Genomic DNA, 17,361 nt, shown 5'->3' with positions numbered 1-17,361 from the left:
GACACGATATGAAGCGAATTATTACCATAGGCCGCGAATTTGGAAGCGGCGGGAGAGAAGTCGGCAGACGTTTAGCCGAAAAACTGAATGTTGCCTATTATGACCGTGAGATTGTTGATGAATTGATGAAACGAACTCAATTAGCGGAAAGTTATGTGTTGCAAGTGGAGGAAAGCAGGCCCCTGCCGCTGTTGCCAATAACAACTGCTCGCACTTTTGGTATTCCTATCAACTACCCGTTGGAAAACCGTCTGTCTATTTATAAGCAGGAAAGCGAAATAATCCGTGAAATGGCAGAGAAATCAGATTGTATCATTGTGGGACGGTGTGCGGACTACATTTTGCAAGACTTGAAACCTTTTCGGCTATTTATATATGCCGATATGTGTTCTAAAATTGCTCGTTGCAGAGAAAAAGGAGCCGACGCAGCGGCGGTGACGGATAAAGAATTACAGCAAAAAATTATGTCTATTGATAAGAAAAGAGCGCGTTACTACCAATTTTATACGGAGCAAAATTGGGGAGATAAAGCAAACTACGATTTATGCGTTAATACAACCAATACCGAAATCAAGAAAATCGCCGCTGCCATAGAGAAGTTTATCGTTTAGCAGTGTTGGGGGTGTCAATATGCCTGTATTTCGTGATCTTTCTTCATATACCCTACGGTTAAAGATTTTGTAAAAAGGCGGGCAGTCAAGATCACACAGGGGATTAAATAAGGTTCCAAGCAACTGTGCAATCTGACTCTGAGACATATTTCGCTTTTTTGGATCTCGCGCAAAGGGGACACCTCCCCAAAATATATTGGCGCTTCTCAGTGGCAGTTTTTTTAAGTTGGTCGCCGTAGGCCGAGAGCCGTTTTCCCTGATAGGAACAAACATTGGCCTATAGCAGCGATATACCAGGGGAATACCCTGAAAGATGGAATGGCGAACTTCATTAACAAATGATCTGGTTCAGAAAAAAGCATTCTAATTCCCTCTCAAAGTTTTGCACAGGAACAAGAAAATTAATGTCTTTTAAAGCACTGTACCGCAAAGTAAGACAGTAATTTCATCCGAAAGCGCACTGTTCTCCAAAATCGCAAGCGTCGAAGAGATGTCCTTTTTCAGTATTGCGGTGCGTCCGCCAGCTTTTCCTGCCATAGCTCGAACAACGCTTCGATATCGCTTCTGAATTCGGCTTCGGTCTGCGTCTCCTTTTGGGTCAGCTCCTCCAATACCTCAAAAACGAATGCCCGGCCATCGTTCCGCCAGTCCGCCTGCAGGGCGTGGTCGGTGCAGGAACCGGTCATCTGCGCGAACTGGAAGCGGTTTTCGCTGCCGCGCAGGTCGAGCGTACGGCGCAGCAGGATGCGTCCGGTCTGTGTGTTGCGGATCTGGAAAACTCCGCCCTGCTGGCGGCGCGCCTTGTAAGCCGCCACGGCTTCACGCCGCTGCTGCTTTTCCATGGTAAGGCCCTCCTTTCTTTTGGATTTACTAAATTACTAATTTACTAATATTATAGCGCTGGGAACGGTGTTTGTCAATGAAAAATCCCCCGCCTGCCGGCGGGGGAAATCGAGTGGCTTTATTTGCGGAGGAATTTGACCGCACTCATAGCGGCCTGCGCTCCGTCTGCCACGGCCTTGGCGACCTGTAGCAGCCCGCCGGTGCAATCTCCGGCCGCAAACAGGCCGGGGACTGCGGTTGCCATGCCGGCATCGGTCTGGATACGGCCGTTTTCAAGCTGGGCGCCCAGCTTACGGGCAAAATCCGCGCTGCCTGCCGTGCCATAGGCGATGAACACACCGTCCGCCGGCAACGGTTCGCCGCTTTCGAAGGCGATCTGCGTCACCCGATCGGTACCTCCGACCGCCGCGACCGGACGGGTATCGACTGACAGGCCGGCGGGGACAGCCGCCTGCGGCGCGCCGCCCGCTGTCAGCAGCGTAACAAAGGACGCGACCGGCAGCAGGGTGCGCGCCTCCTCCAGCGCATACTCTCCCTGTCCCAGCACAGCGACCGGCTTGCCGCGGTAAAAGAAAGCGTCGCATACCGCGCAATAGCTGACGCCGCGCCCCTCAAATTCCAGTACGCCCGGGATTGGAGGGACTGTGCGCGGCGCGCCTGTTGCCAGAATAACCGCGTCCGCGGGGAACGCGCCGTCTGTGGATTTGACGGAAAAGCCGGCTTCCGCGTATTCGATACCGGTGACCTCGGTTTCGGTCAGGGTCACGCCCAGACGGGCGGCCTGGGCGCGGCCGCGCGCCAGCAGGTCGGGACCGGAAAGCGGCTCGGCAAAGCCGAAATAATTCTCGATTTTTTCCGTCCTGCCCAGCGCGCCGCCATCCTTATACAATACGGTGGTTGGGATGTTCGCCCGCGCGGCATAGATCGCGGCGCTCAGTCCGGCCGGCCCGCCGCCGATAATGAGGATAGATGGCATAACGGCTCCTTTCGTTTATCCGGCGGTTTGCGCGTCGAACCACTCCTGATAAGCGGTTTGCAGCCTGTTCAGCAGGGCGGCGTCGCGGCCGCCGACCGGCCGGCCGTCGATCTCGCTGACCGCAATACAGTGCGAGCCGGTGGACAGGATCATGATTTCATCCGCCTGCAGCAATTCATCGACCGTGAACGGCGCGACGCGCGACGGGATGCCGAGCTTACCGCACAGCTCAAGGAAGTGCTTGCGCGTGATGCTGGGCAGGATCAGCTCGTCCGCCGGCGGGGTGCAGAACACACCGTCCTTGAGCATCGCAAGGCCGGAATGGGCGCCCTCGGTCACGCGCTCGCCCCGATGGAACACGACCTCGTCGCAGCCGGCCTCGGCTGCTTGCTGCATGGCCATGCAGTTGGGGATGAGGTTGAGCGTTTTGATGTTACAGTGCAGGAAGCGGGTGTCCTCAACCGTAATCAGCTTGTAGGGCCTGTCCTGCCGGTCGAGGCCGCACGGCTCGGAAAAGGCCATCAGGGTGGATTTCGCGCCTTTGGGGAACGCGTGCATGCGGTGCGCCGCCGCGCGGGTGGACTGCCAGTAGAGCATATGCGGCGCGTCCGAATCCAGACGGGCGACAAGGTCGTTCAGCACGGCGGCGAGTGCGTCCCGCTCCATCGGCGGGTCGATGCGGAGCAGCGCCAGGCTGTTATAAAAGCGGTCAAGATGGTCCGCGAGCGCGAATATTTTTTTGTTCCGCACCATAGCGGCGTCGTAAACACCGTCGCCAAAGTAAAGGCCGCGGTCGGTGATCGGTGCGCGTATCTCGTCGATGCGGCCGATCGCGCCATTGTAGTAGGCAATATCTTTCATAGGGGAGGCCTCCTTTCTCTCTGTGATTCCAGTATAACGGCTTTGGACGGGCTTTGCAAGAGCGGCTGAAATATGATAGAATAACAAAACAGAGGGAGGGATAACGCATGAAAACACTGCTGCACATCTGCTGCGCGCCCTGCTCGATCGCCTGCATCGACACGCTGCGACAGGAGGGCATCGAGCCGGTGGGCTTCTGGTACAACCCGAATATCCATCCGTTTACGGAATATAAGATGCGCAAGAACACGCTGGTCGAGTATGCGAAAAGCATTGACCTCAAGCTGGAGATCGAAAATGAATACGGCCTGCGGCGGTTTATCGCGGGGGTGTACCCCAATTTTGACAACCGCTGCGCCTTCTGCTATACCCTGCGGTTTGAAGAAACCGCACGCTATGCGGCGGAGCATGGGTTTGACCAGTTCACGTCCACGCTGTTCGTCAGCCCTTACCAGAATCATGCGCTCATGCGCGAGGCGGCCGAGCGGGCGGCGGAAAAATACGGCGTGCAGTACCTGCACAGGGACTTTTCGCCCCGCTTCCGCGAGGGGCAGGACAGAGCGCGCGAGCTGGGCCTGTACATGCAGAAATACTGCGGCTGCATCTTCTCGGAAGAAGACCGCTATAAAAAGAAGCCGAAAAAGAAAAAGCCGGAAGCGGACGCTTTACAAACCGCGGAAAAGCTGGTATAATACTTTCTGTACCCGCGCCCGTAGCTCAGCTGGATAGAGCGTTGGACTCCGACTCCAAAGGCCGTGCGTTCGAATCGCATCGGGCGTACCACGAAAAGCCGCTTGTTTGAAAGAACAGGCGGCTTTTTTTGCTTTGCGCACTGCCATGACATAATATTTTTTTCCACTGATGCTGCGAAATAATTATCATATGATAATGCTGGCCGAAAATGATTCGATTATAATGATAATGTGAATCAAGCAAAGGGGTATTTGGAAATGACGATCTTGGAATTCCTGAGCGATGCACTGCTTTTGCAGGATGATGAACTGAATCAGCGGCTGCTTCCGCTTGTACATGTGCGCCACCTGAAAAAGGGCGAGCTTTTGATCCGTGAAGAGGATATGCAGACCAACGTATACTTCCTCATGAATGGGGTGCTGCGCGGCTATTTCATTGACGGAGAGGGGTGCGATATCACCGATTGCTTCTGCGTCCACTGCGGACAGGCCGCGATGTCCTGTCTCAGCCTGGATGCGCCTTCGCCGATCAGCATAGAAGCAGTGACAGAAAGTGATATCCTATCCATACCGGTAGCGGTGGCAGTACCGCTGCTGCAGACCGAGCTGCCGCTGATCCATATGTACAACCGGATGCTGCTTTCCGCGCTTTCTATGCATTGGGAGCTGAAAACGCTCAAATACCAATGCACCGCCATGCAGCGCTATCAATGGTTTTTGCAAAACTACCCGGGGCTGATCGATACGGTCAGCAACAAGCATATTGCTACGTTTTTGGGAATGACGCCCGTAACGCTCAGCCGCCTGCGCCGCGAGCTGCGGGAGAACGGGCTGGATGCGGACAGGGCAAGCGACTCACCATCAGACACCCTCGCTTACGGGGGGGGGGGGTATAATTTATGAAAAAAAGAGTAATCAGCCTGATTTTGACCTGCGCCCTGCTGGTTGGCATGCTGCCGGTGTGGGCGCTCGCGGCATATCAGCGCGCACAGCCGGAAATCTGGGACGGCACGGTTGCGGAAAGCTATGCCGGCGGCAGCGGAACTCAAAAAGACCCTTACCTGATCGCAAACGGCGCGCAGTTGGCAAAATTCGCACAGGCGGTCAATAACGGTACATTTGGCATGCGCTATGCGGCGCTGACCAATGATATCTACCTCAATGATACGAGCGACTGGCAGAGCTGGGATGAAGACACCGCGCCGAAAAACCATTGGACGCCAATCGGCAATGTAACCAATACATTTTATGGACAATTGGACGGAAGGGGCTATGCCATCCGTGGTGTGTACATCAATCTGCCGGAGCAGGAAAAGGTCGGGCTTTTTGGGGTTATTCGAAAGTTGGATAGCTGGACGAATGTACTAAATCTTTCGCTGGAAGAATCCCTGATTATCGGAAAGGAAAATGTTGGGGGTATTGCAGGTTTTGCAAGATGGTCCAATATGGGAAGATCTTCAACTATTTCCAATTGCCATAATGACGCTACCGTGCAGGGAGTCAATCGTGTAGGTGGAATTTTAGGCGGCGTAGAAGACACCCTGTATGTTGATATTACAATTGATAAAAGTTCGAACAGCGGAACAATCAATGGAGATTATGAGACGGGGGGCATTGCTGGTTATTGTGATGTATTCCGGATAAAAAACTGCTATAATGTTGGCACTATCACCGGCGAACATGACATTGGCGGGATCGTGGGGCTTGCACATAACAGCGTGAGTGATTGCTGGAATCTGGGCAATGTGTTCGGCCGCACCAAAAATGTCGGCGGTGTTGCCGGTGCGATGACAAACCGGCTGTCGCCTACCACCTCTGTGACAATTGAACGCTGCTTCAACGCCGGTGCAGTTTCCGGAGAGTATGATGTCGGCGGCATTACCGGATACATGACCGCGCAAACTGGATACAAATCCAATGTCAATAACTGCTATAACACCGGCACGGTGACGGCAACGAAAAAGGCGGCGGGTATCGTTGCAACAACAGCTAATACGGTGCGCCTGAACGGCGTTTATAATGCTGGTACGGTGCAGGGCGAGCCTGTGGCTATGCTGAGCGCAAGCGCCAGGCTGAATTACTCCTGCTATCTGGATGAAACAGGCACGGCGACTGACGCGCAGGCCAGAACCGCGCGCGAGCTGAAAAAGCAGAAGACCGTGTATGAGCTGAACGGCGACAGCGACGTTTGGGTCCGCGACACCGGCTACTACAACAGCGGCTATCCGTTGATTTCCACGATTGACTACTCGGTTTATGCGCAGTATGTACCCATGACAACGCCGGACCCGCCGATCGGCACAGCGGAATTCAGCCAGGCGGAGTATGAAGTGGATATTTACAATGAGGTAACGATGTTCGTGCAGATCGATACGGAGGTCGAGCTGACGCAGGCGGATATCGAATGGTATTCCTCAAATGAAACGGTCGCGCCGCTTGTTCCGGAGCAGCAAAGCTTTCTGGAACTGACCGAGGAAGAACAGGCCGCGCTGGGCTACCGGTATCTGGCCGGAATCAAGATCGCCTGTGAGAATGCAGGCAGCAGCGTGGTTTCCTGTGCAATTGATAACATCGGCGACCGGTGCCGCCTTGTCGTCGGGCAAGAAACGCCGGATTTCGACCTGAGTCTGTTCCGCGCCACGGTACAGTTTGCGGAAAAGGCGGATGGAAGCTTCCAGGACCAAACCACATATAGCGACCTGATCTACAACGATACCCCCGGTGAAACCGTGCTTCAGCTTCTGGAGGAAGGCGGCTTTATCGATTACGCTAAGTGGTGGACGGCGCTGGAAAACTGCTGGGCCATGTACGATGATATTTCCCAGGTGCATCAGCTGGCCAATGTAAAGGAAAAGGATATCTATGCCGGCGTGCTGATAGCGATGCTGCAGACAGCCGACGAGAGGATATTCAGCAAAATGATCAGCACGGCCCAAAAGATTTTTGATGAGGATCGCAAGAGTGAGCTCGTCAAAGAAACCGTGTCCTTTTTTAATGACGTCTTAGAAAAGAATGTGGACACGCAAGCGGGCTGGGACAGCCTGACCGAAAAGGAGGTGGGGCGGCTGAAGGTTCTGACGTATGAGAAATTGGGGAAATTTTATCATACTGTGAACTTCTTCGACACGGTCTTTAATTCGGTCGATAAAGTGTTAGAGCGCGCCAAATCACTGGACGGATATGTGGATGACCTGTTCAACGCGCTGGCGCTGGCCGAAGCCTGTGACGAACGGATTAATATTATGGAACGTATGCTGGCCGCCAGTCCGGAGGGGTCCCAGCTGCGCGCCGCGATTGAGGAATGTCTGGAACTCATGAAGGGCAGCACGGAGAACGCATTGGTCAATTTCATGGAAAAGAGCTGTGCGACAGCCGGTATCCAGGCGGCCGGCTATCTGCTGAATGAGTTCATTTGGAAAAATATCAAGCTGGCCATGTCGCCGGAGCTGGAAACTATCCATGCCGCTTATAAAGGGATGGTGTTTGTCGTCAATTTGCTGACGGATAATGACAAGAAGATTGAACAGATGAGCAAGCTGGCGGCCACTGTAATCGTGGAATCGCTGCTGAACCAGGCGTATTCGGACACCAAAAACGAATTCCTGACGGGAATACAGGCGGATGAAGAAGAAAACATCAAGCTTGCCAAAAATTATCTGGCCGCTGTCGATCTGGGATACAGCGCGCTGCTCCAGGATTGTGATGAGGCCATCCGCTATTACGAAATCTGTAAGGATGCGCCTTTCGTGGGGGATGAACCGTTTGACAAATTAATCGAGCAGGTGAACGGGCAAAAGGACGGCTATGATGCGCGCTTTGAGGAATCCCAGACCGGCTGGATCGAATTTTTGAAGGACAATGAGAAGTATCAGGCTCTGTATGAGCAGTATAAGCGGCTGGAAGAATGGCAGGCCAGAAAGTATACCGTCGCCTGTCCGGTGGACGTTTATGTATACCAAAGCGGCAACCAGGAGCCGGTAGCGTGGGTGAAGGATAACCAGCCCGGCTGTGCTGAGGGCAGCATGATCTCGGTCATTGTCGAGGGCGACCAGAAGACCTTTTTGTTCTATGACGATACACAATACGATTTCCGTTATGTCGGAAACGGCGACGGCGACATGGATGTGACGATTCAGGAGTTTGATCAGGTGGGGGCGCTCGCCCGCACAGTCGCCTATACCGCGTTGCCGCTGTCCGTAGGGCAGGTCTACACCTCGCAGGAAACCAAGGGCGCGGGTGCGGCGATTTCTTATACGATGACACAGGAGCAGACAGGCAGCGACACGGACCGGCCCATAACTCCTGCTGTGGACACCCAGACCGATCCCAAGTATCAGGCGGATATCGTGCAGGGCAGCTTCTGGATCGGCAATACGGTGGCCGTTTCGGCCGAGGTGTGCGCCAACGAAACCCTGGAAATCTATGCCCATGTCCCGACGGGGTACGAGTTCGTTCGCTGGGAGTCGGAAACGGGCAAGGCCGAATTTGCCGATGCATCGGCCAGTGAAACCAGCGTCCGCATGCCGGCTGCCGATGAAACAATTACGGCTGTCCTGCGGGAGCTGCCTGCCCCGCCGGACGAGCAACCCCAGCCCCCCGCAGGCGGGACCGGCGGTGGCTCCACTGGCGGCGGTACGGCGGGCTACACGGTCAGCCTACCGTCCGATGTGAAGAATGGCTCTGTTTCCGTCAGCCCGAAAAACGCCGCTGAAAATGCAACGGTCACCATTACGGTGAAACCGGATGCCGGCTATGTGTTGGACACCCTTACCGTCACCGCCGGGGATGGCAGCAAGCTCGCAGTAACCAAGGTTAACGACACCCAATATACCTTCCGGATGCCAGCCTCCCAGGTCAGCATCGAAGCGGCCTTCAGGCAGACATCTGCGGAGCCGGTCAATCCGTTCACCGATGTTTCAGCGAACCAGTATTACTACGACGCGGTGCTGTGGGCGCTTGCAAACGGGATCACGAATGGCACGTCCCCCACGACCTTCGAGCCGGATGCAGGCGTATCGCGGGCGCAGATGGTAACCTTCCTGTGGCGTGCGTCCGGCTCGCCCCAGGCGGCGGGAACGAATCCGTTCACCGATGTCGAGCGCGGCGACTACTACTATGACGCGGTCCTCTGGGCGGCGGCCAACGGCATCACCAACGGCACTTCGGCGGCTGCGTTCAGCCCGGGCGAACCGGTATCCCGTGCGCAGGCAGTCACCTTCCAGTGGCGCGCAGCCGGTTCTCCGGCGGTGTCCGGCGGCAGCTTTACGGACGTAGCGGCTGATGCCTACTACGCAAGTGCGGTAGCTTGGGCGGTCGAGAACGGGGTTACCAACGGCACGGCCGCAACCACCTTTGAACCTGACGCCAAGGTATCCCGTGCGCAGGCGGTCGCATTTCTGTATCGTGCGGCGAGTTGAGCGCTTGCGGAGACACACCTGATTTGCAAGGGTATAACTTGATGACGGTACATCGTTTCAGCAAAAAGGCTTCTGGCTTTTGGGCCAGAAGCCTTTTGCTGTTTGCCGATTGCTCCGATCAGAGGCGCCGCGAACGATATCCGCACGCCGGCAAGTGGTTTGCGGCAGCCGCAGGCTCGGTTGTGGATGGCATGGAGGATGAACAGGCTGTCCGCTTCAGGGCAAAGTGCGCCCTCTGCAGATACCTGGGGCAATTCTAAAAAACGGCTGCTTGTGCAGCCGTTTTTTTATCATTCAAAACATCTTCTTAACCACACTGTCCGCCACCGTACGGCGAAGCTGGTCCACAATATCCGGATCCGCGTCTTCGGTACTGGCATAGACCTCAACCGCGGCTTGGACCACCTGGATAGAGCGTCCCATCAGCCGGATCTTTTTTGACGAGTGCAGCGCGTCCAGAAGGCCTTGGGCCATTTCGCGGCTCGGTTCGCGCATGCATTGCTGGGCAAACGCTTTCACGAGGTTGTGCGGCCGCAGGCTGGACCCGCCGAGGATCAAAAGAAGGGCGCCGGGGCCGGCGAAAATCAGGCTGACAGCCAGCATGGAGGTGCCGAAAATGAAATTGGCGCCAATGCCGATTGCCAGCAATGCGCCGCCGATAACCTCAAACCGGATCGCAGCCGCGCGGAAGCGCTTGTAATAAGACTGTTCTGTTGCATGGTCCATTGGAAATTGCTCCTCTCAGCATATTAAATAATATCTGTGTCGCTGCGGAACCGCAGGATCGTGGTCAAAGCGGACTGCTTGGAAAATTCCAGATGCTGCAGCATCGCGGATGCGGCAAGCTCCCAGTTCCGCGCAAGGCAGGCGTCAGCAATCTGCGCATGCTCCTCCATTGATTCCTGCAGGCGGCGGTCAATGGACTGACCGCTCATGATGCGCAGCCGGATATTCTGCGTTTGAATGCGTGCATACAGGTCAAGCAGATAATCATTCTGCAGGGCGGAAATCAGGAAAAGATGGAACCGGTCGTCCAGTTCATAGAAATCCGGACAATTATTGGTCGTTTCAAAGTCGTGAAAGATTTGGGAGAAGCGCTCAATCTCATGCCGGTTGATGTTGTCGCCGCAGGTGCGCAGCGCGTATGGCTCGACCAAGGTGCGCACCTCAAAAATCATGCGGATATCGCTGACGGTGATGCCGGACACAACGATGCCGCGCTTGGGAAACACCTTGAGCAGACCCTCCTGTGCCAGGCGGCTGATCGCCTCGCGGACAGGTGTGCGGGAAAAACCAAGCTCCTCCTGCAGCAGGGATTCGCTGAGCAGCTGGTTTGGGGCATATTCGCACGAAGTGATTTTGTTTTTGATAAAATGGTAAGCTTTGGACTGCATTGAGGGCTCTTTTTTGGCTGCCATAATCCGCACCTCCGAAAGAGTATATAAATTAATTATATTGCGCTTTCTCGTAATATGCAATAGGGATACAAGCAAAAATGGATTGTTAATTTAGACATAATGCCTGCTCGTAAATTAGGCAATCTTACAATTTTGTTTGTTTTTGATAAAAGGCGATTGACAATAACGGGATAGGGGGATAGAATGGTTGCGTAAGATACATCTGGGATACAAGTTGTAGCCCAAACTGCGGCGCGCGCAGTGCAGCGTCCGGACACCGTGGTCCGGAAAATGTCGGTTTGGAGGGATTCCGTTAAAGATGAAAGCAATCTGCATAGAAAAGCCAGGGAAAGTCGTCCTCAAGGAAATTGAAAAACCGGTAAGGAAGCCGGGGGAAGCGTTGCTCAAGCTTCTGTACGGGGGAATCTGCGGAAGCGACCTCGGTTCCTATCGGGGTGCGAACGCATATGTATCGTATCCGCGCATACCGGGACACGAGTTTTCGGCGGAGATCGTGGAGATCGACGAAAACGAGGAAGGGCTTAAGCCGGGCATGATCGTAACCTGTAATCCGTATTTCAACTGCGGGACATGTTATTCGTGCAAGAGAGGCCTGGTCAATGCCTGCACAGACAATCAGACGATGGGCGTACAGCGCGAGGGCGCGTTCGCAGAATACATCACCATGCCGGTCGAGCGCATTTACGACGGCAAGGGGCTGGACCCCAAGGTGCTGACGCTGATCGAGCCGTTCTGCATCAGCTACCACGGCGTGCAGCGGGCAAACGTCAAGGCGGGCGAAAAGGTGCTGGTCGTCGGCGCTGGCACGATTGGCGTGCTGGCCGCGGTCGCAGCCAAAGCCAAGGGAGCCGAGGTAACAATCTGCGATATTGCGCCGGATAAGCTGGAATACGCATACCAGACTTTTGGCCTGGATCACAAGCTGGTCAATGAATCGCCGGAGGCGTTCGCAAAAGGCGTCGCCGCGCTGACCGACGGGAATGGGTTCGATGTAACGATCGAGGCGGTCGGCATGCCGAACACCTTCCAGAACTGCATCGACGCGGCCTGCTTTGGCGCGCGCGTGGTGCTGATCGGGGTTTCCAAGCGCAACATCGAAGACTTTTTCTTCACGATCATCCAGAAAAAAGAGCTGAATATTTACGGCTCGCGCAACGCGATGAAAAAGGACTTTGTGGAGCTGATCGATCTGGTGAAAGCGGGCGGCGTCGATTTGGAGAAGATCGTCACCAACACCTACAAATGGACGGACGCGCCGCAGGCGTTTGAGGAGTTTTCCGCCAATGCCGGCAAAATGCTGAAAGTTGTGATCGACTTCACCTGAAGAACCGATGCGCGGCGGTGAAGTGAAATAAAGAAATGAGAAAAGGAGAATCAACATGAAAACGAAATGGACAAAGAGAATGCTGGCCACCCTGCTTTGCGGAGCGATGATGGCAGGCCTTGCGGCGTGCGGTAGCAGCACGGACACGGCGGCGGACGACGGCACGGCGGGGAACGACGCTGCGGCGGACAGCACGGGCGCTGTCGTCACGATCAACGTCGGCTATGAGAACGCGACCACCGAGCCGGCGGCACAGGCGGCTGAGAAGTGGAAAGAGCTGGTTGAGGAGAAGTCCGGCGGCTCGATTCAGCTTGAGCTGTTCCCGAACTCCACCCTGGGTAAGAAAAACGACCTGATCGACCAGATGTTGATGGGTGAAAACGTGATCACGGTTGCGGACGGCGCGTTCCTCGCGGATTACGGCGTGCCGGATTTCGGTATCTTCTATGCGCCGTATACCTTTGAGAGCTGGGATGAACTGTGGGCTGTGCTGGACAGCGACTGGTACGCTGACCTGTGCGACCAGCTGGCAAGCGCCGGCGGCCTGCGTGTGCTGACCTCCAACTGGATTTACGGCGCGCGCGACATCCTCTCCATCAAGGAAGTCCACACCCCGTCCGACCTGTCCGGCCTGAAGCTGCGCGTATCCTCCAACGATCTGTCGGTCAGAAGCTTTGAGGACCTGGGCGCAACGCCGGTCGGCATGGATATGGGCGACGTTTACCAGGCCATGAGCGGCGGCACGATCGACGCGGTCGAGAACCCGATCACCTCCCTCTACAACCGTTCCTTCCAGGAGGTTGCCAAGTACCTGACCAAGAACGAGCACATCCTGGCCACCTCGATGTGGATTTGCGGCGAGTCCTTCTTCACCACCCTGACCGAAGAGCAGCAGCAGATTCTGATGGAGTGCGCGGACGAAGCAGGCCTGTACAACAACGAGCTGTACGACGCGGCAACGGAAGAAGCCGAGCAGGGCATGAAGGACGCGGGCGTAACCGTTATCGAGCTGACCGACGACGAGAAGGCACAGTGGGTTGAGGCTGCGCAGAAGTTCTTCGACGAAGCCTCCAGCACCTTGGGCTGGACCGAAGGCCTGTACGACACCGTGAAGGGGATTTCGACCGGCGCCGCTGCATAACACGACAATAACACATAATCTGTTTTCTTCGCTGGGAGAAGCGGGTCGCTGATCCGCTTCTCCTCCCCGCGGGGACGGAATATGTGCGAAAAGATGCGTTAATAGAAGAGAGATCGGAGGTAAAACGCATGAAGCAACAGCGCAATTGGAAATTCCTGCTGCTCAACATCGACGTGGCGATTGCGTCCATTGCGATGTGTGTGCTGGTAGGCCTTACCTTTGCCGGCGTAGTTGCACGCTATATTTTGGGCTCCCCCTTTACCTGGATCGAGGAGATTCAGGCGGCCATGATCGTCTGGGTGATTTTCGGCGCGGCCGGCGCTGCGTTCCGCACCGGCAACCATGCGGCGATCGAGGTGTTTTTTGAGTTTTTCCCCAAATCGGTAAAGAACATAATCAACATCCTGATCCTGCTCGTAACCATTGTCACGCTGCTGTTCCTGGGCTACCTGTCCATACAGTACATGATGGTGTTCGCAAACAGCGGCCGCACCACCGCGGTGCTGCACATTTCCTATATTTTAATTTACTGCATTGTACCGGTATCCTGCATCTGGCAGATCTTCAACTTTATACTGGTGAATTTCTTCCATTATTCCGAGCAGGAGACCATTGAAGCGATTACGGAGGAAGAGTTCGAGGAGGCGAAGAAAGAATGAATATCATTGGTATCTCCTGCATCCTTTTGCTGGTTATGCTTTTCCTGAAGGTACCGGTGTATATCTCGGTGCTGGCGGCCTCGGCGATCTATTTCCTCGGCAATCCGGCAACCAACGCAACGATTTTCGCCCAGCAGACGCTGGCCGGCGCACAGGGCCTGTCCCTGCTGGCGATCCCGTTCTTCGTCATGGCGGGCGTATTCATGAACTATACGGGCGTTACGCGCCGCATCATGGACTGCTGCGCCGTCCTGACCGCGCGCATGCCCGGCGGCCTGGCGCAGGTCAACATCCTGCTGTCCACGCTGATGGGCGGCCTGTCCGGCTCCTCGCTCGCGGACGCAGCGATGGAGGCTAAGATGCTCGTCCCCTCCATGGAGGCGCACGGTTTCTCCAAGGCGTTCTCGACCGTTATCACCGCGGCCTCCGGCATGGTCGTGCCGCTGATCCCGCCCGGAACCGGCCTGATTATTTACGCCTGCATCAATAACATCTCGGTCGGCCAGCTGTTCGTCGCGGGCATCGGCCCCGGCCTGTTCCTGACCGTCACGCTGATGATCTTCACGCACTTTGTATCCAAAAAGCGCGGCTACAAGCCCATGCGCACGACCAAGATTCCGGCGCATGAAAAGTGGGATGCGATCCGTCCGGCGATCCTGCCCATGCTGCTGCCGATCATCATTATCGGCGGCGTGCGTATCGGCGTGTTCACCGCGAACGAGGCCGGTACGGTTGCGATCGTTTACGCGCTGGCGCTCGGCGTGCTGTACCATGAGATGAAGCTCAAGAACTTTGCAAAGGGCTGCAAGGAAACGGTCACCACCACCAGCTCGATCATGCTGATCGTGGCGGCGGCGTCCTGCTTCTCCTGGGTGCTGACCCGCGAGCAGATCCCGCAGACGTTCGCCAACTGGATGACCAGCGCCATCGACAATAAATACATATTCCTGCTGGTCGTCAACATCTTCCTGATCATCGTAGGCATGTTCGTGGAAGGCAATGCGTCGATGATCGTACTCGGGCCGCTGCTGCATCCGGTTGCGCTGGCGTTCGGCATCGATCCGATCCACTTCGCAATGGTTTATATCTTCAACTGCACGATCGGTGCGTTCACCCCGCCGATGGGTACGCTGATGTTCGTCACCTGCGGCATTACCAAGTGTCCGACCAAGGACTTCATCAGGGAAGCGGTGCCGTTTTATATCCTGTTCGCGGCCGATATCCTGCTGCTGACGTATTTCCCGCCCCTGTCCACGTTCCTGGTCAACCTGATCTACTAAGAGAATAATTGATAGCAAATTGGCTAAGACCCGGTGCTGCTGCGGCCGCGATTGCGCGCTGGAGAAGGCCGGGTTTTGCCGCTGTTTGAATGGAGGGCTTTGCCATGAGAGAACGGCCGTTGGTCGCCGATTTAGTAAAGGATACTTTTGTGCCGAAGATGTTCCGCGTGCGTCAGAAATTCCCGCGTCCGCGCATCGATCCGGCGGATATACCGGATGTCATCCGCAGCCTGCTCAGCGAGGAAAAATTCGCCTCGCGCGTCAAGCCCGGTATGCGCATTGCCATCACCGCGGGTTCGCGCGGCGTGGCGAACGTCGCGCTGACCACCAAGTGCATCGCGGATTTTGTCAAATCCCGCGGCGCGCATCCGTTTATCGTGCCGGCGATGGGCAGCCACGGCGGCGCCACCGCCGAGGGCCAGCGGGAGATTCTGGCCGGCTACGGCATTGTGGAGGAATATGTCGGCTGTCCGATCATCTCCTCGATGGAGGTCAAGAAGATCGGCGTCAACGACGAGGGCGGCGACGTCTATATTGACAAAAACGCGGCGGAGGCGGACGGCATCATCCTGGGTTGCCGCGTCAAGCCGCACACCGCGTTCCGCGGGCCGTACGAAAGCGGCCTGATGAAAATGATGGCGATCGGCCTGGGCAAGCAGTACGGCGCGGAGGTCTGTCATGCGGAGGGCTTCAAGAACATGGCGAAAAACGTGCCGCTGTTCGGCCGCTGCATCCTGAAAAACGCGCCCATCCTGTTCGGCGTGCCGACGATTGAGAATGCGTTCGACGAGACCTGCAAGATCGTTGCGGTCGCGGCGGAGGATATCGACGCGGTCGAGCCTGAGCTGCTCAAGGAAGCGTTTTCCTATATGCCGCGCATCCTGGTCGATTCGTGCGACGTATTGATTGTCGATCAGATCGGCAAGAATTTCAGCGGCGACGGGATGGACCCGAACATCACAGGCACATTCTGCACGCCTTACGCGACCGGCGGTATCGATGCGCAGCGCGTGGCGGTGCTCGACCTGAGTCCGGAAACCCACGGAAACGGCATCGGTCTGGGCTATTCCAGCGCGACGACCAAGCGCGTGTTCGACCAGCTCGATCTCGCGTCCATGTACCCGAACGCGATCACCTGCACGGTGCTGGGCGGCGTGCGCATCCCGATTGTGATGGAAAGCGATAAGGAGACGATCCAGGTCTGCATCAAGAGCTGCAACGAGATCGACAAGTCCAACCCGCGCGTGGTGCGTATCCCGAACAGCCTGCATCTGGAGCATATCATGCTGTCCGAATCCTATCTGGAAGAGGCAAAGAACAACCCGCAGATGGAGATCGAGTCCGAGCCGGAATACCTGCCCTTTGACGAGGACGGCAACCTTTGGTAATGCGTTTTGAGGAGTGAAATATTAAAGATGGAAGAACTGAACTACAAAACAATAAAAGCGAGCGGATACAAGGGGTATATTCTGGAGGAAGCGCCGGAGAAGATCCTGCAGTTTGGCGAAGGGAATTTCCTGCGCGCGTTCGTGGACTACTGGTTCGATGTGTCGAACGAGCGCGTGGGCTGGAACGGCAAAGCGGTGCTGGTGCAGCCGATCGCGCAGGGGCTGGCGGAGCAGATCAACCGGCAGGAGGGGCTGTATACGCTGTACCTGCGCGGTCGGGAGAACGGGGAAAAGGTGGACCGGAAGCGCGTGATCTCGTCGGTGTCGCGGTGCCTGAACCCGTATGAAAAAGCGGGCTATGAGGCGATGATGCAGGTCGCGGAGTCGGACGATCTGGAATACATCGTGTCCAACACAACCGAGGCGGGGATCGTGTACGACCCTGCCTGCCGGCAGGAGGACTGCCCGCCGGCGTCGTTTCCGGCGAAGCTGACGCAGGTGCTGTACCGGCGCTGGCAGGCGGGGAAGAAGCCGGTGGTCATCCTCTCCTGCGAGTTGATCGACAACAACGGCAAAGAGCTGCAGAAGTGCGTGGAGCAGTACATCGGCCAGTGGGGCCTGGAAGATGCGTTCAGAGCCTGGTGCGGGAGCTGCACGTTCTGCTCGACGCTGGTGGACCGCATCGTGCCGGGGCGGATCAAGGACGCGGCGGAAGCGGCGCGCATGGAGGAGGAAAACGGCTACCATGACG

At 56.1% G+C, this 17,361-nt stretch carries 15 protein-coding genes and 1 tRNA gene; 11 read left to right on the top strand and 5 right to left on the bottom strand.

From position 1 onward, the window contains the following. Positions 1-8 precede the first annotated feature (8 nt). Entirely contained in the window at positions 9-611 is a 603-nt protein-coding gene (locus ACYQ3S_RS12090; RefSeq protein ID WP_459689409.1) for a cytidylate kinase-like family protein, read from the top strand. 500 nt (positions 612-1,111) lie between these two features. Here ACYQ3S_RS12090 and ACYQ3S_RS12085 read toward each other — a convergent pair whose 3' ends face one another. The 3 genes from ACYQ3S_RS12085 to ACYQ3S_RS12075 form a co-directional block, all read right to left on the bottom strand. Next, a complete protein-coding gene (locus ACYQ3S_RS12085; protein WP_459689407.1) occupies positions 1,112-1,453 on the bottom strand; it encodes a GIY-YIG nuclease family protein in 342 nt (113 codons plus the stop codon). Between the two features lie 119 nt (positions 1,454-1,572). Next, the gene (locus ACYQ3S_RS12080; RefSeq protein WP_459689405.1) at positions 1,573-2,430 is read right to left on the bottom strand and encodes an NAD(P)/FAD-dependent oxidoreductase; all 858 of its coding nucleotides are present in this window, start codon (positions 2,428-2,430) and stop codon (positions 1,573-1,575) included. 15 nt (positions 2,431-2,445) lie between these two features. Further along, a complete protein-coding gene (locus ACYQ3S_RS12075) occupies positions 2,446-3,291 on the bottom strand; it encodes an aminotransferase class IV (RefSeq protein ID WP_459689404.1) in 846 nt (281 codons plus the stop codon). A 107-nt stretch (positions 3,292-3,398) separates the two neighbouring features. Here ACYQ3S_RS12075 and ACYQ3S_RS12070 point away from each other — a divergent pair, with 107 nt between their 5' ends. The 4 genes from ACYQ3S_RS12070 (at position 3,399) to ACYQ3S_RS12055 (ending at position 9,400) form a co-directional block, all read left to right on the top strand. Further along, positions 3,399-3,983, top strand: a complete 585-nt coding sequence (locus tag ACYQ3S_RS12070; protein WP_459689402.1) for an epoxyqueuosine reductase QueH — start codon at positions 3,399-3,401, stop codon at positions 3,981-3,983. A 14-nt stretch (positions 3,984-3,997) separates the two neighbouring features. Then, positions 3,998-4,074: transfer RNA gene (locus tag ACYQ3S_RS12065), tRNA-Arg, on the top strand. Between the two features lie 167 nt (positions 4,075-4,241). Further along, a complete protein-coding gene (locus ACYQ3S_RS12060; RefSeq protein ID WP_459689400.1) occupies positions 4,242-4,886 on the top strand; it encodes a Crp/Fnr family transcriptional regulator in 645 nt (214 codons plus the stop codon). Continuing rightward, positions 4,883-9,400, top strand: coding sequence for an S-layer homology domain-containing protein (locus ACYQ3S_RS12055; RefSeq protein ID WP_459689398.1), 4,518 nt, complete (start codon positions 4,883-4,885; stop codon positions 9,398-9,400). Before ACYQ3S_RS12060 ends, ACYQ3S_RS12055 begins: the two co-directional genes overlap by 4 nt. 294 nt (positions 9,401-9,694) lie before the next feature. On the opposite strand, the gene ACYQ3S_RS12050 is transcribed toward ACYQ3S_RS12055, so the two are convergent. Together ACYQ3S_RS12050 and ACYQ3S_RS12045 are read right to left on the bottom strand one after the other, a co-directional pair. Next, positions 9,695-10,126, bottom strand: coding sequence for a hypothetical protein (locus tag ACYQ3S_RS12050; protein WP_459689396.1), 432 nt, complete (start codon positions 10,124-10,126; stop codon positions 9,695-9,697). 23 nt (positions 10,127-10,149) lie between these two features. Further along, entirely contained in the window at positions 10,150-10,818 is a 669-nt protein-coding gene (locus ACYQ3S_RS12045) for a GntR family transcriptional regulator (RefSeq protein WP_459689395.1), read from the bottom strand. A gap of 298 nt (positions 10,819-11,116) precedes the next feature. Between ACYQ3S_RS12045 and ACYQ3S_RS12040 the strand changes: the two genes are divergently transcribed. From ACYQ3S_RS12040 to ACYQ3S_RS12015, 6 genes are all read left to right on the top strand, one after another. Beyond that, a complete protein-coding gene (locus tag ACYQ3S_RS12040) occupies positions 11,117-12,142 on the top strand; it encodes a zinc-binding alcohol dehydrogenase family protein (protein WP_459689394.1) in 1,026 nt (341 codons plus the stop codon). A 55-nt stretch (positions 12,143-12,197) separates the two neighbouring features. Then, the gene (locus ACYQ3S_RS12035) at positions 12,198-13,283 is read left to right on the top strand and encodes a C4-dicarboxylate TRAP transporter substrate-binding protein (protein WP_459689392.1); all 1,086 of its coding nucleotides are present in this window, start codon (positions 12,198-12,200) and stop codon (positions 13,281-13,283) included. A 128-nt stretch (positions 13,284-13,411) separates the two neighbouring features. After that, on the top strand, positions 13,412-13,942 hold the full coding sequence (locus tag ACYQ3S_RS12030; protein ID WP_459689390.1) for a TRAP transporter small permease: 531 nt from the start codon (positions 13,412-13,414) through the stop codon (positions 13,940-13,942). After that, on the top strand, positions 13,939-15,222 hold the full coding sequence (locus tag ACYQ3S_RS12025) for a TRAP transporter large permease (RefSeq protein ID WP_459689388.1): 1,284 nt from the start codon (positions 13,939-13,941) through the stop codon (positions 15,220-15,222). Before ACYQ3S_RS12030 ends, ACYQ3S_RS12025 begins: the two co-directional genes overlap by 4 nt. Before the next feature lie 104 nt (positions 15,223-15,326). Further along, on the top strand, positions 15,327-16,610 hold the full coding sequence (locus ACYQ3S_RS12020) for a nickel pincer cofactor-dependent isomerase, group 22 (protein ID WP_459689387.1): 1,284 nt from the start codon (positions 15,327-15,329) through the stop codon (positions 16,608-16,610). Between the two features lie 27 nt (positions 16,611-16,637). Continuing rightward, positions 16,638-17,361: mannitol dehydrogenase family protein (locus ACYQ3S_RS12015; protein ID WP_459689385.1), on the top strand; the 724-nt coding region annotated here is incomplete at its 3' end.

This window comes from Agathobaculum sp. TL06 (genome assembly GCF_054658635.1).
The sequence above is the reverse complement of the archived record's forward strand: the minus strand, read 5'-3'. Positions and strand labels throughout refer to the sequence as shown.